Source organism: Actinomadura livida, from assembly GCF_014648675.1.
Lineage (GTDB): Bacteria > Actinomycetota > Actinomycetes > Streptosporangiales > Streptosporangiaceae > Spirillospora > Spirillospora livida.
Genome location: NZ_BMRO01000007.1, coordinates 253,562 through 278,966 on the forward strand (window position 1 = coordinate 253,562; position 25,405 = coordinate 278,966).

Consider the following 25,405-nt stretch of genomic DNA (forward strand, 5'->3'; position numbering starts at 1 on the left):
GTTCCCGTTCGTGCCGGTGGAGTTCGACGGGCTGGCGGTGACGCCGTACGTCAACTCCGGAACCGGGCGGCTGGCCTACAGCCTCAAGGCGGCGGCGGTCCGTCCGGCCAACTCCCGTGGCGGCGCGGCCCGCAACTCGGGCAAGGACACGGCTGCGAAGGATGCGGCATGACCATGCTCGCCTGCGCCTTCGCCTTCGTCATGCTCTGCGGGATCGCGGGAGTTGGCCTGCTGCTGGAAGCGGGCGAGCGGCGCCGGTCGGTGCGGTGGGCTCACACCCTGGCCCGGTTCTGCGGTGACCCGGCCTGCGGGGTGTGCCGCTCCCGGTCGCTGTCGGCGCACGTCCCGCGCGTTCCCGCGAGTTGATGTCCGGGGTGGGGCGGCTGGAGCTGGTACCTCCGGCCGCCCCGCTTCTCTCCCCTGAACAGCACAAAGAAGAGGTGTGACCCATCATGGCATGGGAGTTCCGCAAGCTCGCCCCCGGCGAAAACGTCGCCGTCGAAACCCAGCGTGACCCGTTCGCGGCCCCGAAGTGGGCGCCTCCGGTGTGGCACATGCCCGAGGGCCTGGTCCTCATCGTCAACGCCGTCCGCGTCCTCGTCCGCACGGTCGTGTTCCTGGTCCGCAACATCGTCCCCGTCTCGATCACGGCCGGACTTGGCTGGCTCGGCTACGCCTACGGGTGGACCGTCCCCGTCCTGGTCCTGGCCCTCGTCGGCGTCGTCCTGAGCGTGTGGGCGGTGGTGGACCGTCCGTCCTTCGTCCGCTGGATCGCCCGTCCCGTCCAGTCCTGGTGGCGCATGGTGTTCGTCTACCGGCGGCACTGGCAACCGGTCCTGGTCACCGCGGGCCTGACCAAAGTGCACAAGGGCAGGGAGTACCTGCCCTCCCTCGTCCGGGTCCGCTGCGGCCCGACGTGTGATCGGGTGCTCGTCTGCATGCTCAAAGGCCAAGCGCCCGACGCATGGGAACAGGTCACCGCCAACCTGGCGCACGGCTTCGGCGCGTCCCTGGTCCGGGTGCGGGACGGGGACCGTCCGGGACGGGTCTGGCTGGAGTTCGTCCGCCGCGATGCCTTCGCCGAACCGATACCGGCCCTCCCCGTCCCGAACGCCTGCGATGTCGACCTGTCCGGCGTGGAGGTCGGACGGTGCGAGGACGGCTCACCCTGGCGGCTGCGGCTCCTCGGAACCCACGTGTTGATCGCGGGGGCGACGGGGGCCGGCAAGGGCTCGGTCATCTGGTCTGCCGTCCGCGCACTTCTGCCGCTCATGCTGTCCGGGCTGGTGGAGGTGTGGGCCATCGACCCGAAACGGATGGAACTCAGCTTCGGGCGGGTGCTGTTCGAGCGGTACGGGCGGTACTCCTCCGATCCCAAGGGCGGGATGGTCGATCTGCTGGAGGCGGCGGCCGAGGACATGAACGCACGCGCCGAACGCTTCGCGGGCGTGACCCGGTCGTTCACGCCGTCGCGGGAGTTTCCGTTCCGGGTGATCGTGGTCGATGAGCTGGCGTTCCTGACCGCCTACTGCCCCGAACGCGACCTACGCAAGCGCGCCGAGTCCGCACTGGCCGTGCTCACCTCGCAGGGCCGGTCGGTGGGGTACTGCGTGATCGGCGCGCAGCAGGACGCGCGCAAAGAGGTCAACAACCTGCGCAACCTGTTCCCCGACCGCATCGCCCTGCGCCTGGACGAGGACGAGCAGGTGGACATGGTCCTTGGCGACGGTGCCCGCGACCGCGGCGCCCTGGCCGACCAGATCTCGTCCGTCCCGGAGGTCGGGGCGGGGGTCGGGTTCGTCCGTCTGGAAACCTCCCCTGACCCGGTGCGGGTCCGGGCCGCGTACGTCTCCGATGCCGATATCCGCGCGATGGTCGCGCTCGGCCTGCCCGACCTGGACATCGAGGGGGCCGCGTGAAGCAACCCACTCTCGACGCTCCCGACGGGCCCGAGCCGGAACCGGTGGTCAAGACGCTGCCTCCGCTGGCGCGGGGTGTGCTGGAAGCGGTCGCGGTCGAACACGGCGTCTGCATCCGCCCCGTGCCCATGCGACGCGTCGACCTGAACACCGGTGCAGCCGAGGTGGTGTATGTCCCGTGCGGTCACACCCTGGCCTCGGTCTGCCCGTCCTGCGCTGAACGCAAGCGCCAGCTGAGGGCCGTGCAGTGCTCCCAGGGCTGGCACCTGACCGAAGAACCCGTCATCACGCGCGCTGACCCGGACGAGGAACAGCGCGGGTGGATGGAACTGCGGGCGCACGCGGCGGCGGCCCGTGACCGAGCAGCCGAGGATGGCACGGCGGACGGGGAAGACTCCGAGTTCTGGGACGCGGTCATACGTGACCTCGACAACGAGCTCGAACGCACCGGGGTGCGCGGTGCCCTCAAGACCGATGAGGGAAGCAAGGGCCGGCGGACGCGGTCGACCCGGCGGCGGCAGGATGCGCCGGACCTTCCCCGGCGGCCGGTCGACTCCCGCACGGTCGGCAAAGTCTTCCGAGGCAAGGACGGCAAGGCGTTCCGGCCCTCGATCTTCCTCACCCTGACCCTGGACTCCTACGGGCGGGTGCGCTCGGACGGAACCCCGGTCGACCCCGACGCCTACGACTACACGCGGGCCGCGCGGGACGCTCTGCACTTCTCCAAGCTGGTCGATCGGTTCGTGCAGAACCTGCGCCGGTTCGTCGGCTACGACGTGCAGTACTTCGCCGCCGTCGAACCACAACGCCGCCTCGCTCCCCACCTGCACATGGCCATACGCGGCACCATCTCCCGCGCCGAACTGCGCCAAGTGGTCGCGGCCACCTACCACCAGGTGTGGTGGCCCTCCACCGATCGCGTCGTCTTCGAGGGGGAGCAGCTCCCGGTCTGGGACGAGGCAGCCGGTCCAGAGGGCGGGTACCTCGACCCCGCAACCGGTGAAGTGCTCCCGACCTGGGATGAGGCACTTGACGCTCTCGGCCAAGACCCCGACGCCGAACCCCTGCACGTGGTCAGGTTCGGGCGGCAGATCGACGCACAAGGCGTGCTGGCCGACTCCCCGCAGTCGCGCAAGCTCATCGGCTACCTGACCAAGTACCTCGTCAAGGGCGTAGCCGAATGCCACCAGGCAAAGACAAGCGCGCAGCGCGAACACGTCGACCGGATGGCCGAAGCACTGCGCTACGAACCGTGCTCACCCACGTGCGCGAACTGGCTGCGCTACGGCATCCAACCCAAGAACCCCCGCAAGGGCCTCACACCCGGCTACTGCAAGGGCAAGGCACACCGACGCGAACACCTCGGCTACGGCGGCCGCCGCGTCCTGGTCTCCCGCAAATGGTCCGGCAAGACCCTGGCCGACCACAAAGCCGACCGCAAAGCCTGGGTCCTCGCACGGCTGGCTGAGGCCGGTGTCCCCGTCACCAACCCGGCCGACCCGAACGCCGTTCACGTCTGGGAACGCGCGGGGCCTGGCGACCCGGACGTGAAACCCGCAGAGCAACGCCTACTGCTGCTGATCAACGAACGCATCCATCGACGCAAGCAACTCGACCAAGCCACCCACAACCCAACCCCCGAACTTTCGGCAACTCCGGAGGCAGCGTGAGCGGCAAGCGGGATGAACTTCTCACGGTTGACCAGGTGCTCGAAGAACTCGGCGGGATCTCTCGGCGGACCTTCTACCGGTGGCGGGAGATCGGTCGGGCTCCGGCTGGGTTCAAGCTCCCCAACGGCGAGATCCGCATCTATCGGAGTGATCTCGACGCGTGGCTCTGGTCGCTGCGGGAGGCGGCGTGAACACGTCCTACAAGGTCAAGTTCTGGGAGACCCGACCGAACAAAGCGGGGCCGAGGTCAGACAAGCCGGGCAAGGTCATCTCGTACACCGCGCGTTGGACGGTCGGCGGCCGTGAGAAGTCCCGGACGTTCGAACGGTCTTCACAGGCAAAGAGCTTCCTGTCTGACCTCAGGCAGGCTGCCAAGAACGGTGAGGCGTTCGATACGGACACGGGCCTTCCGCTGTCCACGCTCAAAGCGGCGACCGCTCGGACGTGGTTGGAGTTCGCACGTGCCTACGTCAAGGCGCGTTGGCCTCATGCGGCTGCCAAGTCTCGGGAGGGCCTCACCGACACCATGACGGCCGTGACGCTCGTGTTCGTCAAGGACATGCCCGGTCGTCCTGACGCGTCCCTCCTCCGGGTGCTTCTCCGGCGATTTGTCTTCGTGCCGGACGATCGCCGTCCCGACATGTCGGCCGAACTGGGCACGGCGCTTCGCTGGCTGGAGTCGGCGTCCATGCCGATTACCGAACTGGACGAACCGCGATTGGCTCGGGCCGCGCTGGAAACCCTCGCGCTCCAACTCGACGGGCAACCCGCGGCCTCCTCGACGTTCCGGCGCAAGCGGGCGGTGTTCAAGCATGCGCTCGGCTACGCGGTCGAACTGGGGGAGTTGGCGGCCAACCCCCTGGACCGAGTGAAGTGGCGTCCTCCCAAGCAGAACGGGGCCGTTGATCGGCGGGTCGTCGTGAATCCGTCCCAAGCTCGCGAGCTGCTGACGGCGGTTTCCTATGTCGGCCGGTCTCGGGGGCCTCGGCTGCGGGCGATGTTCGGGTGCATGTACTTCGCCGGCCTTCGCCCGGCTGAGGCCGCTGGGCTGCGTCGGCAGGACTGCGAACTTCCGGCAACCGGGTGGGGGCTGATCACGCTGAAGAAGACCCGGCCCCAGACCAACAAGCGATACACCGACTCGGGGGAGACCTTCGATGATCGGGGCCTCAAGCATCGGGAGGACGACATCGTGCGGCCTGTCCCGATCCCTCCCGAGTTGGTGACGATGCTCCGGGAACACCTCGACGCCTTCGGGACGGCCGAGGATGGTCGGCTGTTCGTCACCAGTGGCGGCCGGTCGTTCTCCGGCTCGGCGTACGCGCAGGTGTGGAAGCGGGCTCGCGTCCTGGCGCTCGCTCCGGATCAGGTCGAATCGCCGTTGGCGGCCCGGCCGTACGACCTGCGGCATGCGGCGGTGTCGCTCTGGCTCAATGCGGGCGTCCATGCGCCCGAAGCGGCCGAACGCGCTGGCCACGGGGTCGATGTGATGTTGCGTGTGTACGCCAGGTGCATCGATGGGCAGCGGGAGGTAGCCAACCAGCGCATCGAGGACGCGTTGGCGGCATGATCGGCAACTGCGGTGGAGAGGCTCCGGGGCGTTCCGGGGCCTCTCTTGTCTTGTGTGCTGACCTGGGCAAACGTGGACGGAGTCATTCCGCGTATATTCCGGGAACAGTGCCGCGCGGTTGCGTTCGGTGGCATCTGGCTGCATCCGGCCGAACGGACGCGAGAGGCGTTCTCGCAGGTCAGGGTGTTGATCGGCTGGTGGGGGTGGCGCGCCCGGCAGGATTCGAACCCGCGACCGTCGGATTAGAAGTCCGATGCTCTGTCCAGCTGAGCTACGGGCGCTCGGCGCCCGGCGGGACGCCGGGACACAGTGTAAGGGGGCGGGTCCTCCGGCTCCACATCTATATCGGGCTATCGGTGCGGGTGGGGGTGGTGGGGGTTCTATCTTTGGGTGCTGTGGCGGTGGATTTCGAGGTGCCGCTCTCCGGTGGGGACGTGTCGGAGGGTGTGGTGCGGGTCGGGGAGACGGTACGGAGGCCGCTGAGGGCGCACAGTCCGGCGGTGCACGGGGTGCTGCGGCATCTCGAGGCGGTGGGGTTCGACGGGGCGCCGCGGGTGCTCGGGATCGACGAGCGGGGGCGGGAGGTCCTCAGCTGGGTGCCGGGGGAGGTGCCTCGGCGGCCGCTGGAGGGGCATGTCGTTTCGGACGAGGTGCTCAAAGGGGTCGGGCGGCTGCTGCGGCGGTACCACGACGCGGTGGAGTCGTATGAGGCGCCGGAGGGGGCGCCCTGGGACGGGGTGACCTCGAACCTGGACGGGGAGCCCGAGGTCATCGGGCATTGTGATGTGACGCCGGAGAATGTGGTCTTCCGGGGCGGGGTGCCGGTCGCGCTGATCGATTTCGATCTGGCGCGGCCCACGACGCGGTTGTTCGATGTGGTGACGGCGCTGCGGCATTGGGGGCCCATCGCCGATCCCGCGGACAGGGACGCGCTGCTCTACCGGGTGGATGTCGGGCGTCGGTTGCGGGTCTTCTGTGATGCGTACGGGCTGGACGAGGTGCGGCGGCGGGAAGTGCTGCCGGCGGCTCGGGTGAGGTTCGAGCGGTCCTATCGGGCGATGCGGCTTCGTGCGGAGGGCGGGGGGAGTTGGGGGCGGATGTGGCGTGGGGGTGCCGGGCAGCGGATACGGCGGGCGCAGGACTGGCTGGAGCGGCACTGGGACGAGCTTGATGCGCGTCTCTGCTGAGGGTCTGGTCCTCGGGGTCGCGCTGGACGCGCTTCTCGGGGATCCGAAGAAATGGCATCCGGTCGCCGGGTTCGGGCGGGTCGCTTCGGTGGCCGAGCGGTATCTGTATGGCGATACGCGGTGGCGTGGGGTCGTTTACGTCGGCGTTCTTGTGGTGGGTGCCGGGGCGCTCGGCGTTGGGATCGAGCGGGTCGCGCGGGGGCGTGTTGCGCATGGGCTGGCTACCGCGGGCGTTACCTGGGCCGTGCTCGGGGGGACGTCGCTGGGGCGCGAGGGGCTTGTCATGGCGCGCTTCTTGGAGCGGGGGGATTTGGAGGCGGCCAGGGAAAGGCTCCCTCATCTGTGTGCTCGGGATCCGCGGGGGCTTGATGCCGGAGGGCTGACGCGGGCCGTTGTCGAATCGGTGGCGGAGAACACGTCGGACGCGTCCATCGCGCCGTTGTTCTGGGGTGCTGTCGGGGGTGTTCCGGGGTTGCTCATGTATCGGGCCGTCAACACGCTCGACGCGATGGTCGGGTACCGGAATTCACGGTACGAGCGCTTCGGGTGGGCCGCGGCGCGGCTGGACGATGCCGTCAATTGGGTGCCCGCCCGGGTGACCGGAGGATTGGTCGCCCTTTGTTCGGGGCGCGGTGCGTGGCGGGTGCTGCTGCGGGACGGCGGCAAGCATCCGAGTCCCAACGCAGGACGTTGTGAGGCCGCCTTCGCCGGGGCTCTCGGGGTGCGGCTCGGGGGCGTGAACGAGTACGGGGGACGGGTCGAGAAGCGGCCCGAGATGGGGGACGGCCGAGCCCCCGAAGTGCGGGACATTCGCAGGGCCGTCCGGCTTTCGGCGGCGGTGACGTTCGCGGCCGCGGCCGTGATCTGGAGCCTCAGGTGACGGGGCTTCTGGTCGCGGGGACCACCTCGGACGCGGGCAAGAGCGTGGTCACGGCGGGATTGTGCCGGTGGCTCGCGAGAAAGGGCGTCAAGGTCGCGCCGTTCAAGGCCCAGAACATGTCGCTGAACTCGATGGTCACGGGCGACGGGGCGGAGATCGGGCGGGCGCAGTACATGCAGGCGCAGGCGGCCGGGGTCGAGCCCAGGGCCGTGATGAACCCGGTGCTGCTCAAGCCGGGGAGCGATCGGCGCAGTCAGATCGTGGTTCTGGGGCGGCCTGTGGCGGAGGTCGACGCGCTGCAGTACGGGGAGCGCAAGGGGTGGCTCCACGGTGTCGTGCAGGACAGTTTCGCGGAATTGCGCGCTGACTATGACGTGGTGATCTGCGAAGGGGCCGGTAGTCCCGCCGAGATAAATCTGCGTGGCGGCGACATCGTGAACATGGGGTTCGCCAGGGCCGCCGATCTGCCGGTCATCGTGGTGGGCGACATCGATCGCGGTGGTGTCTTCGCGTCGTTGTACGGGACGGTGGCGCTGCTCGAACCCGAGGACCAGGCGCTGATCGCGGGCTTCGTCATCAACAAGTTCCGGGGTGCCAGGGAATTGCTGGAGCCGGGGCTCGCGCAGCTCATGGCGCTGACCGGGCGTCCGACGCTCGGGGTGCTGCCGTGGACGCTCGGGCTGTATCTGGACTCCGAGGACACTCTGGCATTGGACGCGCCCCGGCCGGATGCCAAGGGGCCGGTGGGCGGGGAAACGCTGCGGGTCGTGGTGGTGCGTTTTCCGCGCATCTCGAATTTCACGGATCTGGACGCGCTGGCCTGCGAGCCCGGTGTCGTCGTCCGCTATGCGGCCAGTGTCGGGGATCTGGCCGAGGCCGATCTCGTCGTCCTGCCTGGAACGCGGGCCACGGTGAGCGATCTGGCCTGGCTGCGCGAGCGGGGAATGGCCGACGAGATCAGAAGGCGGGCCGAGCAGGAAAAGCCGGTGCTCGGCATCTGCGGCGGCTACCAGATGCTCGGCGGGGAAATCGTCGATCGCGTTGAGTCCGGGGCGGGGAGCGTCCAAGGTCTCGGCCTCCTTCCGGCGCGGGTCGTGTTCGGGGAAGAGAAGGTGCTAGGGCGGCCGGAAGGGCGTGCCTACGGGGAGGACGTCCACGCGTACGAAATCCACCATGGCGTTGTGACCGCAGAGGGTGAACCGTTCCTCGACGGGTGCCGGAAAGGCGCCGTCTGGGGGACGACCTGGCACGGCGCCATGGAGAACGACGGATTCCGGCGCGCGTTCCTGCGTGATGTGGCCCACATGAGCGGACGCGATTTCACACCCGCCCCGGACGTGTCGTTCGCAGCCCTCCGGGAGGCGACCCTCGACACGCTCGGCGACCTCGTGGAAGAGCATCTCGACACCGCCGCCGTCTGGCGGATCATCGAGCGCGGCACGCCGCCCGGCCTGCCCGTCGTCCCTCCCGGCGGGGCGCCGGATCCGGCGGGCGGCCCCGGTACGGCGGTAGGGTGATCCCTTCGATGGCACCGGCCGCACCAGGCACCAGGAGGAACGTCCCGTGACCGATCCGCGGTCCAGGCTGATCGTCCCGCTGATGAAGGCGCGGGTGCCGGCCGAGATCCAGCTGGAGTTCCCGCTGCCTCCGGAGGAGGAGCCGATCCGCGACCCGTTCGCCGCGGACCTGTACGTGAGCTACGCGCTGGAGATCGCCGACGAGGCGGCACCGGCCGGCCGGCGCTACGAGCACGTCGCCCGCCGGCACTGCGCCGAGCTGGGCGTGCCGCCCGGCGAGCTGCGCCGCCTCGCGGTGATCAACCTGCGTGATCTGCGCCCCGAGCTGAGCCTCAGCTGGTACCCGGACGTGCGCGCCGTGACGGTGTCCCTCGCCGGGGCGGGCACGGCGGCGAGGCGGGGGAGCCTGGAGTCGGGCCTGCTGCTGGACGAGGGGTTCCTGGAGAAGCTCGCGCAGGACGTGGAGGGCGACCTCGTCGTGGCGGCCCCGGCGCGGGACGTGTTCGTCGCGTCCGGCACCGGCCATCCGGACGGTGTCGACAAGCTCCGCTGGGCCGTCCAGCAGGTCTGGGCCGAGGACCGCGGGGACAACGGCGGCGACCCCGCCTGGGACGTGCCCGCCGGGAGCCTCCTCACCCATGACCTGCTGGTCCGCCGCGGCGGCGCCTGGGACGTCCTCGCCCCCTGACCGGCCCCGGACGGCCCTGGACGGCTAGGACAGCGTCTTCAGCCGCGGCCACAGCTCCGCCCAGGGCGCGCGCTGCCCGCGGCAGATCCAGACCGGTTTGCCCTGCTCCTGGTTGTCGAGGCCGACGCCGTTGTCGATGCGGCCGACCGGCCGCACGTCCGTCCAGAACCGCCGCAGGTAGGCCGCGCCCGCCGTGGTCTCCGGCCCGACGACGACCGCGGGGCCGCGGGTCTCCTGGGGGCGCCCGAAGTGCCAGTAGCCGTTGTGCCCGCTGTACGCGCGGGGCAGCCCGAGGCCCGGCCCGTACTTGTCGAGCGCGCCGGCCTCGCCGTAGTTGCCGACGACGATCGTCGCGGCGGCGCGCTCACCGGCGGGCAGCGAGTGGTAGGCGTCCGCGACCTGCTCGGCGAACCGTGGCCAGCCGACGGTCTCCGCCGAGTCCGCGTTGACGGCGGGCTGCGGGGTGTCGGCGAGCCGCTTCACCGGGTAAACGGGCAGCGTGAGCAGCGCGGTCGTGACGGCGGTGACCGCGTACACCGGGACGGCCGGCACCCAGCCCCAGCCGCGCGGCGCGCCGTTCCGCTCGATCTCCACGGCCCCGGCGGCGAACAGCGCCGCCCACAGGCCGCTGAGGTAGTACGGCTTCCCGGCCGTGACGAGGAAGAGGACGGTCAGCAGCACGTACGCGTGCCCGATGAACCGGAAGGGCCGCAGGTCGTCCGACCGGTACGTCCGCCACAGCCCGTAGATCCACAGCCAGGACAGCACGACCCCGGTCAGCAGTATCTGGAACGGGATGAGGCCGGGACGGCCGCCGAAGTCGCCCTTGCCGGCGATGGCGTCCGCCATGTCGAGCTGCGGCCACCCGTGATCGGCCTGCCACATCAGTCCCGGGGCGGCCGCGGCGGCGACGAGGAGCACGGCGGCGGCGAACATCGGCCGCCGCAGGAACTCCCGCGGCCCGGAGATCAGCAGCCCGGCGACCACCCCGGCCAGCAGGAAGGCCGCCAGGTACTTGACGTTCAGCGCCAGCGCGGCCGCGGCGCCGGCGGCGAGGAGCAGCCGCTGGTCGCGGGTCCGCACCCACCGGACGGCCAGCCACACGAGCGTCGTCGACAGCAGCAGGTCGAGCGTCGCGGTGGAGAACAGGTGGCCGGCCGCGACGACGAACGGGCAGACGGCGTAGGCGCCGGCGGTGAGGAGCTGCGCCCGCCGTCCGCCGCCCATGTCGCGGGCCGTGAGCGCGGCGACGACCACGCCGGCGGCGGAGAAGAGCGCGGAAGGGACGCGCAGCGCGACCAGCGAGTCGCCGAACACCGCGGTGACCGCCCGGCCGAGCAGCGGCACCAGCGGGGGCTGGTCCGGGTAGCCCCACATCGGGTGCCGCCCGGCGACACGGAAGTACAGCTCGTCGCGGTGGTAGCCGTAGCGGGCGCTGACGGCGAGCAGCACCACGCCCAGCGCCCCGGCGATCAGCAGCACCGGCCGCCAGGCGACCCCGGGAGGTCCGGGGGAGGCTTCGGTCTCGGCGGGATCGGACGCCGCGGGGGCCGGAGCGGTCATGATCGAACCCTATTCGCCGACGTGACCGGCGTCACGATCACCGTCCCGGCCGGACCAGGACATACCGCGGCGCCCGCCGGGGCCCGGAAATCCACTGGGACGGGCCGGGGCCCGCGGCATACCGTGCGGGCATGGTGTCGACGCATCAGGTGCTCGCCTTCTCCGCGATGGCGTTCGCCATCATCGTGATCCCCGGCCCGTCCGTGCTGTTCGTCGTCGGACGCGCGCTGGCGCACGGCCGCCGCACCGCCCTCGCCGGCGTCGTCGGCGGCGTGCTGGCCGCGCTGGTGCTGACGGTCGCCGTCGCGGTCGGCGTCGGCTCGCTCGTCGAGCGGTCCGCGGTCCTGTTCACCGTGCTGAAGACCGTCGGCGCGGTCTACATCGTCCACCTCGGGATCCAGGCCATCCGGCACCGCCGTTCGCTCCAGGACGCGGTCGGCGGGGACGTGGGGAGCGGCGGCGGGGGCCGGGCCCTCTGGCAGGGGTTCGTCGTCGGCATCACCAACCCGAAGACGACGGTGTTCTTCGCGGCGGTCCTGCCGCAGTTCGTGGTGCGCGAGAACGGTCATGCGGTCCTGCAGATGACGGTGTTCGGGCTGATCTTCGCGATCATCGCGCTGCTGAGCGACAGCGTGTGGGGCGTCGCCGCCGGGACGGCCCGCGCCTGGTTCGCGCGTTCGCCCCGGCGGCTCGCGGCGGTCGGCGGGGCCGGCGGGCTGCTGATGATCGGCCTCGGCGTCACCGTCGCCGCCACCGGCCGCAAGGAGTAGCCGGGGCTAGACGGAGCAGAGGGAGAAGTTGTCGAAGGTCGCCTCCGGGTTTCCGGTGGTGCCCTCGGGACGGTACGCGATCAGCCCGCTCGGTTCCGGGTCGTCGTCCGGGGCCTCGGCGGCGGCGCTCGCGACGTGCTCGCCGTTGACCCACATGCCGAGGGTCAGGCGCGACCCGTCCTCGACGCAGGAGGCTTGGATCCGGTCGTCGTGGTCGCGAAGGTCGGTGGCGGTGCCGGTCGCCAGGTCCGTCAGCGTGAGGCCGTCCAGCTTGGCGATGCGGGCCCGGCCGTCGTCGCGGAGGAGGAACGCGAAGCCGTCGCCCTGCCCGTGGCAGTAGACGCCCGCCTCACCGCCCTCGCCTGCCGTGTGCTCGACCTTCACCTCCATGAGCTGCGAGTCGGGGACGTTCTCCACGGGCGCGTTGACGACGGTCGAGTTGGACGTGGGCAGGACGTGCAGCTCGTACTTGCGGTCGCGGTAGGACGCTTCCCAGGTCGGTGCGGCGGGCTTCTCCCAGCCCGAGTCCTCGTCGCTGAAGTTGTCGTCGAAGACCTTCTCGTCGACCTCCGGGGGCTCCGCGCCGCCGCCGTCCGCGACGGCCGCCGCGCCGGGCGCGCGCCCGGGGTCCTTTCCGGGGTCCTTGTCGTCGGACTTCAGGCTGAGCACGCCGAACAGGGCCGACGCGCCGACGACTCCCGCGGCGAGGACGACCAGGGCGCGGCGCGGCCGCGGGCTCCGCGCCGCCGGGCTCGGCCGCTTCGCAGGCGCGGCCGGCGGTGGCGCGCCTACCGGGTGGGTCTCCGGGACGGAGTCCACGGTGGTGCGCGGCGGGGACGGCGGCACGTTCGGCGGCGGCCCGGCCGGCGGCAGCGGGCTCGGTCCGACCGCGGCGGCCGCCGGCTCGGTCGCCGGGGACTCGGCCGGTGGTCCGGCAGGGGACGCCGCGGCCTCGGCGGCCGGTTCGACGGGTGCCGGGAGCGCGACCGGCGGCGGAGTCGCGGGCGGCTCCTCCTCGCCGGTCAGCGTCTGGATCAGCTGCTTCACCGCGGGGCGTTCCGCCGGGTCCTTCGCCAGCGAGCGGGCGACGAGGTCGCGCAGCGCCGGGTCGAGGCCGTCCAGGTCGGCCTCGCCGCCGGTCACCCGGTTGATGATCTCCGGGAGCGTCCCGCCGCCGAACGGGGCGCGGCCCGTGCCCGCGTACGCGACGACGCAGCCCCAGGAGAACACGTCCGCGGCGGGCGTGATCTCCCGGCCGTGCATGAGCTCGGGCGCCATGAAGGCGGGGGTGCCGATGAACTGGCCGGTCCGGGTGGGGCCGTCGGAGGCGTCCAGGGCGCGGGCGATGCCGAAGTCGATCACGCGGGGGCCGGTCGGGGACAGCAGCACGTTGGACGGCTTGAGGTCGCGGTGCACGATCCCGGCGCCGTGGATCGCGCTCAGCGCGGTCGCGATGTTGACCGCGAGGGCCTCCAGGTCGCCGCCGCGCAGCGGCCCGTTCTCCCGGACGGCCGTCTCCAGCGGCGGCCCGGCGACGTACTCGGTGACGACGTACAGCGGCTCGCCGTCCAGCCGGGCGTCCAGCACCGCGGCGGTGCAGAACCGGCGGACCTGCCGCGCCGCCGTCACCTCGCTGCGGAACCGCTCGTGGAACGCCTCGTCGTCGGCCAGCTCCGCGTTGATGACCTTGACCGCGACCTGCCGCCCGGAGCCGTCCTCGCCGAGGAAGACCGTGCCCATACCGCCGCGGCCGAGTCGTCCGAGCAGCCGGTAGGGGCCGAGCCGCCGCGGGTCTCGGTCACGAAGCGGGGCCTGCATGGGAGTCTCCCTGTGCCGCAGTGTCTTCTCTTCTTCCGCACATCTTCCGCCGCCGGAACAAAGCGCGCACGTTCCCGCGCGGCCCGCTGTCCCGCCCATACGCTTAGATGCTGGAATCGGCGGGCTGGTTCGGGAGGAAGCGTGGAAGTGACGGCGGACGTGCTCGGCCCCGGCTACGAGGCGATCGAGCTGCCGATGGGACGCGACGCCGAGGGCGAGGTCGTGGCGACGCTGGTGCGGCGGCGCGACGCCGGGTCGGGCTCCCGCCGGGCGGTGCTGTACCTGCACGGCTTCGTCGACTACTTCTTCCAGCGGCACCTGGCCGACTTCTACGTGGACCTAGGTTTCGACTTCTACGCGCTCGACCTGCGCAAGTACGGGCGGTCGCTGCGCCCGCACCAGACCCCGAACTATGTCGCGAGCCTGTCGGACTACTTCCCGGAGATCGACGAGGCGGTCCGGATCGTCCGGGACGTGGACGGGCACGACACGCTGCTGCTGAACGGCCACTCGACCGGCGGCCTGATCGCCGCGCTCTACGCCGACCGGGTGCGGGGCACGGGGCGGGTCGACGGGGTGTTCCTGAACAGCCCGTTCCTCGACATCGCCGAGCCGCTGGTGATGCGCAAGGCGGGCGCCGCCCTCGCGCGGGCGCTGCGCTCCCGGTTCCCGAAGGCGAAGCTGCCGGCGGGCGTGTCCGACCGGTACCCGCGGAGCATCCACCGCGACCACGAGGGCGAGTGGGACTTCGACCTGGCGTGGAAGCCGATCCTCGGGTTCCCGGTGCGGGCGGCGTGGCTGGCGGCCGTGCGCCGCGGGCAGCTGCGCCTGCACAAGGGCCTCGACGTGGACGTGCCGGTCCTGGTCATGGCGTCGACGCGCAGCATCCGGCCGACCCGCAAGGTGCTGGACGTGACGGGCGCCGACGCCGTCCTGGACGTCGAGCACATGGCGCGGTGGGCGCCGCGGATCGGGCGGCATGTCACGCTCGTCCGGATCGAGGGCGGCCTGCACGACCTGGTGCTGTCGGCCGAGCCCGCCCGGACGCGGGTCTTCGAGGAGCTGACCCGCTGGACGAACGGCTACCTGCCCGCGGAGAACCCGGCGGCTGAGAACCCGGTCGGCCGAGAACCCGGCTAGTCGAGGACCTTCGACATGTCGAAGTCGTCGAACTGGGCGTTCACCTGCTGGGCCTTGTTCCCGCCCCGCTGAACCTCCATCCCGACCCACCCGTTGTCGAGCGGCTGGTCGGTGTCCGTCACGTCGATGACCTGCTCGCCGTTCACCCACAGCCGCAGCCTGACCCGCTTTCCGCCGTCCTGGCCCGCGCAGCCGATCTGCAGCTTGTTCCCGCCGTCGCCGGAGAAGCCGGGCACCGAGTCGGTGACGGCGAGTTCCTTGCTGCCCTGGGCCCCGTTGGTCTTGCGGAGCACCGCGCCCTTGCCGTCGTTGCGGATCAGGAAGAGGTACTGGTAGATCGTGTTGCGGTCGTTGTTCGCGCGGCACAGGAGCCCGTACCGCGCATCGGGCGATCCCTCGGTGACGGTGGCGGTCACGGTCGCCAGGATCGGGTCGGGGAAGGTCTTCACGTCGTCCTTCGGCACCCACCTGCTGACGGCTTCGCTGTAGTTGTCCGTGCGCATGAAGTACTTGCCGTCGCGGTAGCCGTACTCGTCGCCGAAGCTCTGCCAGCCGGACTCGTCGTTGGCGAAGTCGTCGCTGAACACCGTGGCGAGGTTCTCCGGCGGGCCGCCGCCCGGCCGCAGCACGGTGAACCCGACGACGGCGAGGACGGCGAGCGCGGCGACCGCCGCGGCACCGATGATCAGGGGACGGAGGGGGAGTCCGGCCTTCCCGCCGGAGCCGGGCCGGGGGCCGCCGGGAGCGGGGGCGGCGCCGTCGCGGCGCGTGGTGTCGGCGGGGGACGCGACCGTCGGGGGCGGGAAGGCGGCCTGGCCGGTTCGCGCCTGCACGGTCGGGTCGCCCGCGGGGCCGTGCCAGCCCGCCCGGACGTTCTCGGCGAGCGTCGCCGGGTCGGCCTTGCCGTTGCCGACGAGCCGCCCGAGCAGGTCCTGGACGGACGGGCGGTTGCGCGGGTCCTTGTCGAGCGCGGCGGCGACGATGTCGCGCAGGCCCGGGTCGAGCCCGTCCAGCTTCGGCTCGTCGTGCACGACCCGGTAGAAGATCTCCGGGACGGTGCTGCCCGCGAACGGCGCGCTGCCCGTCCCGGCGTAGGCGACGACGCAGCCCCACGAGAACACGTCCGACGCGGGCGTCACCTGCTCGCCGCGCAGCAGTTCGGGCGGCAGGTAGTTGGGGGTCCCGACGAACTGGCCGGTGCGGGTGGGGCCGTCGGTGGCGTCGAGGGCGCGGGCGATGCCGAAGTCGATGACGCGGGGGCCGGTGGACGACAGCAGGACGTTGGCGGGCTTGAGGTCGCGGTGGACGATCCCGGCGCCGTGGATGGCGGCGAGCGCGGTGGCGACCCCGACCGCGAGGCCCTCCAGGTCGGACCCGGGCAGCGGGCCGCGTTCGGCGACGGCGCTCTCCAGGCTCGGGCCCTCGATGTACTCGGTGACGACGTACAGGGGGTCGGTGTCCAGTTCGGCGTCCATGACCGGCGCGGTGCAGAACCGGCGGACCTGCCGCGCGGCGGTCACCTCGCGGCGGAAGCGCTCCCGGAAGGTGCCCTCCCCGGCCAGCTCCCTGTTGATCACCTTGACGGCGACGCGGCGTCCGGCGCTGTCCTCGCCCAGGTAGACCGTGCCCATGCCGCCGCGGCCGAGCCGGCCGACCAGCCGGTAGGGCCCGAGCCTCTCGGGGTCGTCCGGGCGCAGGGCCTCGCCGTTCTCTCCTGCGTGCGTGGTCATCGTGGTCCTGAACTGGAATCGGTGTCTGTTTCGCGTAGAACCCTAGCGGCCCCGGGGGATTCGCGAGGGTCGGACGGTCAGCGGATCCGGCGTGCCTTGGGCAGGGTCCGGAACGGCGGGAGCTTCTCGCCGGTGAGGCCGAACGCGTACGCCACGACCCGTCCGGACCAGCGCTGGCAGCCGACGATGAGACCGTACAGCGGGCGGGGGTAGCGGCCGGTGAACGGGATGACGAACCAGCTGAGCAGCATCACGATCACCAGCGCCGTGTACATGAGCAGCATCACGACGAGGTGCGGGATCACCAGCAGGCCCCGGAGGAGGGTCAGCCAGCGGCGCGGCCCCTGCCATGTCGCGGGGAAGGGAAGGTCGACCACGACGGTCTGCTCGCCTTCGTCCGGGCCCCGCTTGACGGGCTCGGATGAAGACGGGGCCGGAGACGCGGCGGCCGGGGCCTCGGCGGATGCGGTCTCGGGCGGCACGGCCTTCGACGCGGCCTTGGACGCGGCCTTGGACGCGGTCTCGGCGGCGGGCCTCGGCCGCGGGACGTCCGTTGCCGCGCCCGCCGCCGCGGGACCCGCGCCGTTCGCCACGGGCTCGGCCCCGGTCTCGGTGGCCGGGTCCGGACCCCGCCAGGTCGCCGAGATCGTCTCCGCGGCCCGCTCCGGGTCGGCCTTCTCCTGGCCGACGAGCCGGGTGAGGAGCTGCCGTGCCGTGGGCCTGGCCCGCGGGTCCTTGTCGAGCGCGGCGGCGACGATGCCGCGCAGCCGCGGGTGGATGCCGGCGAGGTCCGGCTCCTCGGTGGTGATGAGGTGGAACGTCTCCGCGACCGTCGTGCCCTGGAACGGGGGGCGGCCCGTCCCGGCGTAGGCGACGACGCAGCCCCACGAGAACACGTCCGACGCCTGCTCGACCGCCTCGCCCCGCAGCACCTCGGGCGGCAGATAGTTCGGGGTCCCGACGAACTGGCCGGTGCGGGTGGGGCCGTCGGTGGCGTCGAGGGCGCGGGCGATGCCGAAGTCGATGACGCGGGGGCCGGTCGGCGACAGCAGGACGTTGGCGGGCTTGAGGTCGCGGTGGACGATCCCGGCGCCGTGGATGGCGGCGAGCGCGGTGGCGACCCCGACCGCGAGGCCCTCCAGGTCGGAGGCGGCCAGCGGCCCCTTGCCCCGGACGGCCTTCTCCAGGCTCGGCCCGTCGATGTACTCGGTGACGATGTAGGGCGGGTCCTGGTCGAGTTCGGCGTCCAGGACGGGCGCGGTGCAGAACCGGTGGACGCGCCGCGCGGCGGTGACCTCCCGGCGGAACCGCGCGAGGAACGCCGGCTCCCCGGCCAGCTCGCGGTTGACGACCTTCACCGCGACGCGGCGCCCGTCCGGCTCGGCACCGAGGTAGACGGTGCCCATGCCGCCGCGGCCCAGTCGTCCGAGCAGGCGGTACGGCCCGAGGACCCGGGATTCGTCCTGCTCCAGCGGTTCGGCGGCGGTCGTCGTCATGGGGGGCGGCGCTCCTCGGCTGATCGGCTCCTCCCGACCACCCTAAGGGAGCCGCGGGACGCCGGAGCGCCCGTCAGGGAAGGAGCAGGAGCTTGCCCGTGCTGCGCCTCGCCTCGAGGTCGGCGTGCGCGGTGGCGGCCTCGGCGAGGTCGTGGCGCCGCCCGACATGGACCCGCAGCGCGCCCGATCCGACCCACCCGTAGACGTCGGCTGCGCGCTCCAGCAGTTCCTCGCGGACCTCGGTGAAGTGGGCGAGCGACGGGCGCGCGAGGTACACCGAACCGGCCGCGTTGAGGCGCTGCGGATCGAACGGCGGCACCGGCCCGCCGGCCGCGCCGTAGAGCGCGAGGACGCCGCGCCGGCGCAGGCTCGCCAGGCTCCCGTCGAACGTGGGCGCGCCGACGCCGTCGTACACGGCCGCGACGCCCTCGCCGCCGGTCAGCTCGCGCACCCTCTCGGGGAAGCCGTCGTAGCCCATCGTGACGTCCGCGCCCGCGTCCTTGGCCAGCTTCTCCTTCTCCGGGGTGGAGGCCGTCCCGATGACCCGTGCGCCGAGGGCCTTGGCCGCCTGGGTGAGCAGCAGGCCCATCCCGCCCGCCGCCGCATGCACGAGGACGGTGTCGCCCTCCTGGATCGGGTACGTCGAGCGCGTCAGGTAGTGCGCGGTCATGCCCTGGAGCAGCGATGCCGCCGCGTCCTCCAGCGTGACCCCGTCCGGGACGGGGACGACCCGGTCAGCCGGAACCGCCGCCTGCTCCGCGTAGGCGCCCTGGACGTTGGCCCAGGCCACGCGGTCCCCGGCGGAGAACTCCGTGACGCCGTCGCCGACCGCCGCGACCGTCCCCGCCGCCTCGACGCCGGGGATGTACGGGAGCTCCTGCCGGTACGCGCCCGTCCGGAAGTACACGTCGATGAAGTTGACGCCCGCCGCCGCGATGTCGATCAGCACCTCCCCGGGACCCGGCTCCGGGACGGGACGCTCCCCGGCCACCAGGACCTCGGGGCCGCCGTTCTCGGTGATGACGATCGCGCGCATGTCGTTCTCCTGCTCCTGCCGGTCGGATGCCACTGCCCCGGGGAACCCGGCGCCCTCGCGGGCTATTCCACTACGGACGCGAACCTCCGCCGGTGACCCGCCGGTCAGACCCAGTCGCGCATCGTGCGGGCGACCACCGCGACGGCCTCGTCCACGCGGGCCGCGACCGTCCCGGCGTCCCAGATGTCGCGGCGCGCGCAGTCCTCGAACGCGACCTTGACCGCGCTCAGGAAGAACGCGACGACGATCCGCGGCCGCAGGTCGTGCTCCGGGTCGACGTCCTCGCGCCGCGCGATCTCGGCGGCCAGCGCCTCCGAGGACGCCGAGTGCCGCGCGATCTGCGCCGCCATCAGCGACGGCGTCGCCTCGATCACCTGCCGGACGCGGCGGAACCGGGCGCCGTCCGCCGGGTCGCCCTCGGAGATCGTCCGCAGCATCGCGCGCAGCGACTCCAGCAGCGCGGTGAACGGGCGCTCCCCGGGCGGGCGCGCGGCCAGCGCCTCCTTCAGGATCTCGTCGTGGTCGGCGAGGAAGCTCGTGACGACGTCCTCCTTGGTGGCGAAGTAGCGGAAGAACGTCCGCTGCGACACCTCCACCGCCGCGACGATCTCGTCGATCGTGGTCGCCTCGTAGCCCTGCGAGAGGAACAGGTCCAGCGCCGCGTCGACGAGCGCCGTCCTGGTCCGCTGCTTCTTGCGCTCGCGCAGTCCGGCGAGGGCGCGCGGCGGCGCGGGAGGGCGGTCGTGCACGGGGCCTGACGGGTCGCCGGCGGGGACGGCGCTCATCGGCTCGCTCCTTCGGTCCGCTTGGCGCGGGCGCTGGGGCACCCGGCTCACAGGTGGCTTTTATCACGGACGGCCCCTCCGGATGGGCGCCGGGTTCCACGCCCCGGAAGGGTCCGCACGCGAATGGCGCAGGTGGGCGCGGCGAGTCGCCGGCCCGTTCCAGGACCATCCCCGCGGTATCGCGAAACAGGCGTCCCACTCTCGGTATTTCCCCTGCGCGGCCCCCGGGATCGGGTCATGCTGGGAGCCGGTCACCAATCGTCGCCGGATGATCGCCCATGGTGGTATCCGGCGATCCGGACCATGGTGAGGCGGCTGTTGTGTCTGTAGTCGGTGGGCGGGAGATCGCCGAGGTGCGCCGGCGTCACCTCGCGGTCCTCGCGCGAGAGGTGGAGGCGCGGGGCCTTTCCTGGCGTCTCGCCGGTCCCGAGGAGTCCCTGCTGAGCGTGAGCGGCCCGCGGACGCGGCGGCAGGCCATGGTCGTCGCCACCCTCTGCGGGGACGGCTGGTACTACCTTTGGCCAGGTGGCGGCATGGCCGGCGTGGCCGAGGCCGCGGACGTCGCAGAACGTCTGACCCGTCTGCTTGGATAGCCCCCGGCAGGCCCCCGCCTTGCCCTCCGGCGGGCGATGTCTCTAGACTCGGGTCCGAACGTTTGTTCGAACACCCGCATGCACTTCCCCCGTGCGGCGCGCACGAGGGGGAGGCAGATGACTCGCGTTTTCGGCGACCCGGTGGACGTCTGGGTGAGTGACGGACGTCCGGTCCGGTTCGTCTGGCGTGGCCGGCTCTACACCGTCCGGCGGGTGCTGGAGCACTGGGTCACGACCCGTGACTGGTGGCGGGAGCAGCAGCCCGACGGCGAGGCCACCGGCGAGCGGGAGTTCTGGCGGGTCGAGGCGACCCCGGACCGGGAGATCGGCGTCTACGAGCTGCGTTATGACGTGGCCGCCGACAGTTGGCTGCTATCCCGGGTATGGGATTGACGTGCACGTTCATGTCGCCTCGGGCTATTCGCTCCGGTACGGGGTGGCGCCGCCCGCCGCCCTGGTCCGGCGCGCGGCGGACCTCGGCCTGGAGACGCTCGCGCTGACCGACCGCGACGGCCTGTACGGCGCGGTCCGGCACGTCCGGTCCTGCGGCGACGCGGGGATCGGCGCCGTCGTCGGCGCCGACCTCGGCGTCGCGTCCCCGCCCGCGGACCTGGTGACCGGGGTGGCCGCCCCGCGCACCGCCACCGCGGGTGCGGAGCGGATCGTCGTGCTCGCCGAGGGCCGGGCGGGCTGGCGGTCGCTCTGCCGCCTGGTGACGGCGGCGCACGCGGCGGGCGGGCGCGGGAAGCCCGCCGTGACGCGGGAGCTGGTCGGTGCGCACGCCGAGGGTCTCGTCGTCCTGCTCGGGCCCTGGTCGGACGTGGGCAGGGCCGTCGCCGAGCGGCGGCCCGGCGAGGCGGCGCGGCTCCTGGCCGCGTGGCGCGCGACCGCCGAGACCGTCATCGAGATCGTCGACCACCTCGGCAAGGGGGACGGGCCCCGCGCCGCCCGGATGCTCGCGCTCGCCCGCGAGGCCGGGGTGCCCGCAGTGCTGGGCAACGCCGTCCGGTACGTGGAGCCGGCCGACCACCCGGTCGCGCAGGTGCTGGACGCGGCGCGCCGCCTCGCCCCGCTGAACCGGCGGAACCTGGACGACCGGACCGGCCACGCCTACCTGAAGTCGGTCCCCGAGATGCGGCGGGTCGCGGAACTGAGCTGCGGCCCGGACGAGGCGGACGCGCTGCTCGCCGCCACCCGGCGGCTGTCGGAACGCTGCGTCCTCGACCCGGACGGCGACCTCGGCATGAACGACGTCCACCTGCCGGCCGTCGCGGGCGACGCGCACGCGCGGCTCGTCGCGCGCTGCGCGGCCGGGCTGACCCGCCGCGGGCTCGGCACGTCGTGGCGGGCCGCCGCCCGCCTGGAGGACGAGCTCGGCGTGATCGCCCGCAAGGGGCTCGCCCCCTACTTCATCACGGTCGCCGACGCGGCCGCGCTGATCAGGTCGCGCGGCATCCGGTGCGCCGTCCGCGGCTCGGGCGCCGGCAGCCTGGTCAACTACCTGCTCGGCATCGGCGACCTCGACCCGCTGCGGCACGACCTGCTCATGGAGCGGTTCCTCGCCGACAGCCGCGAGGGGCTGCCCGACATCGACCTCGACGTGGAGTCGGCCCGCCGCCTGGAGGCGTACGAGGCGCTGTTCGACCGCTTCGGCGGGGAGGGCACGGCCTGCGTGTCGATGATGGAGACCTACCGGGCGCGCAGCGCCATCCGCGACGTCGGCAACGCCGTCGGCCTGCCGCCCCTGGAGATCGACGCGATCGCCAAGGCGTTCCCGCAGATCCGGGCGAGCCAGATCCGGACGGCGCTGCACGACCTGCCCGAGCTGCGGCAGAGCAACCTGGCGGCGGGGCGCCTGGAGGTCCTGTTCCGGATCGCCGAGCGGCTGGACGGCCTGCCCCGCCACATCGCCATGCACCCGTGCGGCGTGCTGCTGTCGAACCCGACGCTGCTGGACCGGACGCCGGTCGAGCGGGCCGCCGCCGGGTTCCCGATGAGCCAGTTCGACAAGGACGACGTCGAGGCGATGGGCCTGCTCAAGCTCGACGTCATCGGCGTGCGGATGCAGTCGGCGATGGCGCACGCGGTGGCGGAAGTGGCACGTACGACCGGGGAGCGGATCGCGCTGGAGGACGTCCCGCGCGACGATCCCGCGACCTACCGGCTGATCCGCACGTCCCGCACGCTCGGCTGCTTCCAGATCGAGTCGCCCGGCCAGCGGGACCTGATCGGCAGGCTCCAGCCGCGCGACCTGGACGACCTGGTCATCGACATCTCGCTGTTCCGGCCCGGCCCGGTCAACTCCGACATGGTGACGCCGTTCCTGGAGTCGCGCGCCGGGACCAGGGAGCCCGAGTACCCGCACCCCGACCTGGAACCGGCGCTGCGGGAGAGCCTCGGCGTGGTCGTCTTCCACGAGCAGGTGCTGCGCGTCGTCGACGTGATGACCGGCTGCGGCCTCTCGACGGCCGAGGCGGCGCGGCGGAGCCTGAACGACGCGCGGGGCCAGGCGGTGGTCGGCGCCTGGTTCCGGGAGCGGGCCCTGGCCAAGGGCTACGCCGAGCCGGTCGTCGAGCGGGTCTGGCGGACGCTGACCGCGTTCGGCGCCTTCGGGTTCTGCAAGGCCCACGCCGCGTCGTTCGCGCTGCCGACCTACCAGTCCGCCTGGCTCAAACGGCACCACACGGCCGCGTTCTACGCCGGCGTCCTGACCCACGACCCCGGCATGTACCCCAAGCGGGTCATCCTGGACGACGCGCGGCATTTCGGGGTCCCGATCCTGCCGCTGGACGTCAACCGGTCCGGGGCCGACTGGCACGTCGAGCCCGTCCCGGGGAGCGGCCGGGCCGGGATCCGCGTCGCGCTGAGCGAGGTCAAGGGCATCAGGGACGCGGAGGTGGCCGCGATCGTCGCCGCGCGCCCCTACACGTCGCTGACCGACTTCTGGCGCCGCGCCAAGGTCTCCCGCACGACCGCCGAGCGACTCGCCCTGGCCGGAGCCTTCGACGGCGTCTACGCACCGGAGCAGGTGGCCCGCCGCGACCTGCTCTGCCGCGTGGGAGCCCTGGACCGCGCAACCGGCCGCGCACCCATCGTCGAAGGCCAGATCCCCATCGGCGGCGGGGACGGGGAGAGCCCCCTCGAACTCGAACTCGCCGCCGACGTCCCCGCGGGCGAACTGCCGCCGATGACGCCCGCCGAGGTGGTCGAGGCGGAGCTCGACATCCTCGGCATGGACGTCAGCCGCCACGTCATGACCTTCTACGCCGGGCTGCTCGCCGACCTGGGCGCGGTCCGCGCCGGCGACCTGCCGGGACGCCCCGACGGGTCCGAGGTCCTGGTCGCCGGCGTCAAGGTCGCCACGCAGACCCCGGCGGTCAGGTCGGGGCAGCGCGTCATCTTCGCCACGCTGGACGACGCGACCGGCCCCGTCGACCTCGCGTTCTTCGAGTCGGTGCAGGACAGGTGCGCCGCCACCGTCTTCGGCTCGTGGCTGCTCGTCGTCCGGGGCCGGCTCCGCCGCTCCGGGGCGCGGGCCGTCTCGATCACCGCGCACGCCTGCTGGGACCTGAACGCCCTGTACGGGGAGTGGCGCCGGGGAGGGCGGGAGGCCGTCCGCGCCGCGCTGGCCGCCCCGGCACCGCCGGGACGTCCCGTCGGCAGCCGCATCGTGCGGCCGACGGGCTTCGCGATGTCGCCGTACTCGGACATCGGCCACGCCGGACCGGTCGCGGGGCGTCCGCCGCGAGGCGCCCTCCGGCACACCAGCCAGGGCAGCTCGGGGCCCGCCCCGCGCTAGCTCTCCCGGGCCTGCGCCAGTTCTCCCGGGGCGGTCTGCAGCCTGGTGATCTGGAACACGGCCGCCATGCAGAGGGACGCGGCGAGGGACTGGCACGCGGCGGCCGCGACGCCGACGTGGACGTCGAAGCGGGCGTCGGAGAGCGTGTCCACGCTGCCGTGCGCGAAGGCGTAGGCGAGCAGCACGCCGAGGAGGAGGCAGGCCCACCAGGCGGCGACGACCGCGCCGACGGCCTGGCGCTGGGCCGTCCGGTACCGGCCGCTGTTCACCCACACCTCGTAGACCGTCCGGGCGGGGAGCCACAGGTTGACGACCGGGGTGACCCAGCCGAGCAGCACCCAGGCCCGGTGGTACTGGTGCGGCCCGGGCGACTGCCCGAAGGCGCGCCACAGCCAGGTCAGATACAGGATGCCGGTGACACCGGCCATGATGGCGCTGATCGTGAACAGCTCGGTGTAGGGGGCGAGGGCCCGCTCCGTGGCCGCCGCGTCATAGGTGCCGTGCGTGGCGGCGCGGAGCGGTTCGGAGAACCGGAGCAGGCTGAGCCCGGAGCCGAGCGCGACGAACGCGTTGAATCCGAGGAGCATGAACACGGCGACGCCGACGGCCCGGAAGTCGCGGCGCCGCGCCCACGCGCCGCACGCGGGGCAGCGGACGACCTCGGTCGGGATGATGTCGCCGCACAGCGCACACGGCATGGTTCACCTCCGACGGCTTTGCGCTTCGCTGTACCGGATACTACGTACCTTTGACTTGCACGGCCCAACGCGGGTTCGCGTTCACCGGCGGTTTTCTTCAGATCTGGAACACGAACCGCGTGGTGGCGAGCGTCGCGGCGCCGGTGACGGTGGCCCATGCGGCGAGGCGGCCTAGGCCCCCGGTGGACAGAAGTCTCTCGGGGCGGAGACCGGTCACGAGCAGCAGCGCCCACCATTCCGCGGCCAGCAGGATCGTCGCGTACAGCGACCCGAAGCCGATCAGCGAGAACAGCAGGACGACGCCCGCGGGCGTCGCGGTGTGCGCGAAGAGCACCGGGCCGCGGGCCGGCCCGCGGACGCCGCGGCGCAGGGCCGCGAGGACGGCGGCCCATCCGGCGAAGCACAGCAGCCACAGGGCCGACACCGCCGCGGGCAGGCCGTTCAGCGCTTCCGGTGCCAGTGCCTCGTCCTTCCCCCGCGGCCGTCCCCGACCCGGCCTTCCCCTGGGCGGTCTACCCCGTCCGCCGCCGGACTGCGGGGCCGGGC

General features: G+C 72.5%; 22 protein-coding genes and 1 tRNA gene. 14 read left to right on the forward strand and 9 right to left on the reverse strand.

What is annotated here, in order from left to right; translation table 11 throughout:
• The first annotated feature begins 168 nt into the window (after nucleotides 1–168).
• From IEZ03_RS18620 to IEZ03_RS18640, 5 genes are all read left to right on the forward strand, one after another.
• Complete coding sequence (locus IEZ03_RS18620) at nucleotides 169–366, forward strand: hypothetical protein (protein ID WP_184881856.1); 198 nt, start codon at nucleotides 169–171, stop codon at nucleotides 364–366.
• An 86-nt stretch (nucleotides 367–452) separates the two neighbouring features.
• A complete protein-coding gene (locus IEZ03_RS18625; RefSeq protein WP_229808384.1) occupies nucleotides 453–1,919 on the forward strand; it encodes an FtsK/SpoIIIE domain-containing protein in 1,467 nt (488 codons plus the stop codon).
• Nucleotides 1,916–3,589, forward strand: coding sequence for a replication initiator (locus tag IEZ03_RS18630; protein ID WP_373293644.1), 1,674 nt, complete (start codon nucleotides 1,916–1,918; stop codon nucleotides 3,587–3,589). Before IEZ03_RS18625 ends, IEZ03_RS18630 begins: the two co-directional genes overlap by 4 nt.
• Nucleotides 3,586–3,780 (forward strand): helix-turn-helix transcriptional regulator, encoded by a 195-nt coding sequence (locus tag IEZ03_RS18635; RefSeq protein WP_131982633.1) that lies wholly within the window; start codon nucleotides 3,586–3,588, stop codon nucleotides 3,778–3,780. The genes IEZ03_RS18630 and IEZ03_RS18635 overlap by 4 nt, the downstream gene beginning before the upstream one ends.
• Nucleotides 3,777–5,159, forward strand: a complete 1,383-nt coding sequence (locus IEZ03_RS18640; protein WP_184881857.1) for a tyrosine-type recombinase/integrase — start codon at nucleotides 3,777–3,779, stop codon at nucleotides 5,157–5,159. The genes IEZ03_RS18635 and IEZ03_RS18640 overlap by 4 nt, the downstream gene beginning before the upstream one ends.
• A 204-nt stretch (nucleotides 5,160–5,363) precedes the next feature.
• On the opposite strand, the gene IEZ03_RS18645 is transcribed toward IEZ03_RS18640, so the two are convergent.
• A tRNA-Arg gene (locus IEZ03_RS18645) sits at nucleotides 5,364–5,440 on the reverse strand.
• Between the two features lie 114 nt (nucleotides 5,441–5,554).
• On the opposite strand from IEZ03_RS18645, the gene IEZ03_RS18650 reads away from it, so the two are divergent.
• From IEZ03_RS18650 to IEZ03_RS18665, 4 genes are read left to right on the forward strand one after another with little or no spacing between them, the layout of a single operon-like run.
• Entirely contained in the window at nucleotides 5,555–6,346 is a 792-nt protein-coding gene (locus IEZ03_RS18650) for a phosphotransferase (protein WP_184881859.1), read from the forward strand.
• Complete coding sequence (locus tag IEZ03_RS18655; RefSeq protein ID WP_184881861.1) at nucleotides 6,330–7,226, forward strand: cobalamin biosynthesis protein; 897 nt, start codon at nucleotides 6,330–6,332, stop codon at nucleotides 7,224–7,226. The genes IEZ03_RS18650 and IEZ03_RS18655 overlap by 17 nt, the downstream gene beginning before the upstream one ends.
• Nucleotides 7,223–8,743, forward strand: coding sequence for a cobyric acid synthase (locus tag IEZ03_RS18660; protein WP_184881863.1), 1,521 nt, complete (start codon nucleotides 7,223–7,225; stop codon nucleotides 8,741–8,743). The genes IEZ03_RS18655 and IEZ03_RS18660 overlap by 4 nt, the downstream gene beginning before the upstream one ends.
• Before the next feature lie 46 nt (nucleotides 8,744–8,789).
• A complete protein-coding gene (locus IEZ03_RS18665; RefSeq protein ID WP_229808385.1) occupies nucleotides 8,790–9,431 on the forward strand; it encodes a DUF1444 domain-containing protein in 642 nt (213 codons plus the stop codon).
• 24 nt (nucleotides 9,432–9,455) lie between these two features.
• Here IEZ03_RS18665 and IEZ03_RS18670 read toward each other — a convergent pair whose 3' ends face one another.
• Nucleotides 9,456–10,994: a glycosyltransferase family 39 protein gene (locus IEZ03_RS18670; RefSeq protein ID WP_184881867.1), complete on the reverse strand. Its 1,539-nt coding sequence runs from the start codon at nucleotides 10,992–10,994 to the stop codon at nucleotides 9,456–9,458.
• Nucleotides 10,995–11,125: 131 nt separating this feature from the next.
• Here IEZ03_RS18670 and IEZ03_RS18675 point away from each other — a divergent pair, with 131 nt between their 5' ends.
• Complete coding sequence (locus IEZ03_RS18675) at nucleotides 11,126–11,764, forward strand: LysE family translocator (RefSeq protein WP_184881869.1); 639 nt, start codon at nucleotides 11,126–11,128, stop codon at nucleotides 11,762–11,764.
• A 6-nt stretch (nucleotides 11,765–11,770) separates the two neighbouring features.
• On the opposite strand, the gene IEZ03_RS37980 is transcribed toward IEZ03_RS18675, so the two are convergent.
• Nucleotides 11,771–13,582: a serine/threonine-protein kinase gene (locus IEZ03_RS37980; protein WP_221480600.1), complete on the reverse strand. Its 1,812-nt coding sequence runs from the start codon at nucleotides 13,580–13,582 to the stop codon at nucleotides 11,771–11,773.
• Nucleotides 13,583–13,723: 141 nt separating this feature from the next.
• Between IEZ03_RS37980 and IEZ03_RS18685 the strand changes: the two genes are divergently transcribed.
• Nucleotides 13,724–14,722 carry an alpha/beta hydrolase gene (locus IEZ03_RS18685; protein WP_229808386.1) on the forward strand — a complete coding sequence of 333 codons (999 nt, stop codon included), beginning with the start codon at nucleotides 13,724–13,726 and terminating at the stop codon, nucleotides 14,720–14,722.
• On the opposite strand, the gene IEZ03_RS18690 is transcribed toward IEZ03_RS18685, so the two are convergent.
• From IEZ03_RS18690 to IEZ03_RS18705, 4 genes are all read right to left on the reverse strand, one after another.
• Nucleotides 14,719–16,452, reverse strand: coding sequence for a serine/threonine-protein kinase (locus IEZ03_RS18690; RefSeq protein ID WP_184881872.1), 1,734 nt, complete (start codon nucleotides 16,450–16,452; stop codon nucleotides 14,719–14,721). The two genes, IEZ03_RS18685 and IEZ03_RS18690, sit on opposite strands and share 4 nt — an antisense overlap.
• A gap of 77 nt (nucleotides 16,453–16,529) precedes the next feature.
• Nucleotides 16,530–17,948 (reverse strand): DUF4389 domain-containing protein, encoded by a 1,419-nt coding sequence (locus IEZ03_RS18695; RefSeq protein WP_184881874.1) that lies wholly within the window; start codon nucleotides 17,946–17,948, stop codon nucleotides 16,530–16,532.
• A gap of 73 nt (nucleotides 17,949–18,021) precedes the next feature.
• Nucleotides 18,022–18,984, reverse strand: coding sequence for a quinone oxidoreductase family protein (locus IEZ03_RS18700; protein ID WP_184881876.1), 963 nt, complete (start codon nucleotides 18,982–18,984; stop codon nucleotides 18,022–18,024).
• A gap of 104 nt (nucleotides 18,985–19,088) precedes the next feature.
• Nucleotides 19,089–19,769: a TetR family transcriptional regulator gene (locus tag IEZ03_RS18705; protein WP_184881878.1), complete on the reverse strand. Its 681-nt coding sequence runs from the start codon at nucleotides 19,767–19,769 to the stop codon at nucleotides 19,089–19,091.
• 320 nt (nucleotides 19,770–20,089) lie between these two features.
• On the opposite strand from IEZ03_RS18705, the gene IEZ03_RS18710 reads away from it, so the two are divergent.
• From IEZ03_RS18710 to IEZ03_RS18720, 3 genes are all read left to right on the forward strand, one after another.
• Complete coding sequence (locus tag IEZ03_RS18710) at nucleotides 20,090–20,362, forward strand: hypothetical protein (protein ID WP_221480601.1); 273 nt, start codon at nucleotides 20,090–20,092, stop codon at nucleotides 20,360–20,362.
• 117 nt (nucleotides 20,363–20,479) lie between these two features.
• Complete coding sequence (locus IEZ03_RS18715; RefSeq protein WP_184881879.1) at nucleotides 20,480–20,755, forward strand: DUF6504 family protein; 276 nt, start codon at nucleotides 20,480–20,482, stop codon at nucleotides 20,753–20,755.
• A gap of 1 nt (nucleotide 20,756) precedes the next feature.
• The gene (locus tag IEZ03_RS18720; protein ID WP_308427981.1) at nucleotides 20,757–24,161 is read left to right on the forward strand and encodes a DNA polymerase III subunit alpha; all 3,405 of its coding nucleotides are present in this window, start codon (nucleotides 20,757–20,759) and stop codon (nucleotides 24,159–24,161) included.
• Here IEZ03_RS18720 and IEZ03_RS18725 read toward each other — a convergent pair.
• Nucleotides 24,158–24,859 carry a DUF4328 domain-containing protein gene (locus IEZ03_RS18725; RefSeq protein WP_184881882.1) on the reverse strand — a complete coding sequence of 234 codons (702 nt, stop codon included), beginning with the start codon at nucleotides 24,857–24,859 and terminating at the stop codon, nucleotides 24,158–24,160. The genes IEZ03_RS18720 and IEZ03_RS18725 overlap by 4 nt on opposite strands.
• Before the next feature lie 97 nt (nucleotides 24,860–24,956).
• Nucleotides 24,957–25,283, reverse strand: coding sequence for a hypothetical protein (locus tag IEZ03_RS18730; RefSeq protein ID WP_229808387.1), 327 nt, complete (start codon nucleotides 25,281–25,283; stop codon nucleotides 24,957–24,959).
• Nucleotides 25,284–25,405: the final 122 nt, after the last annotated feature.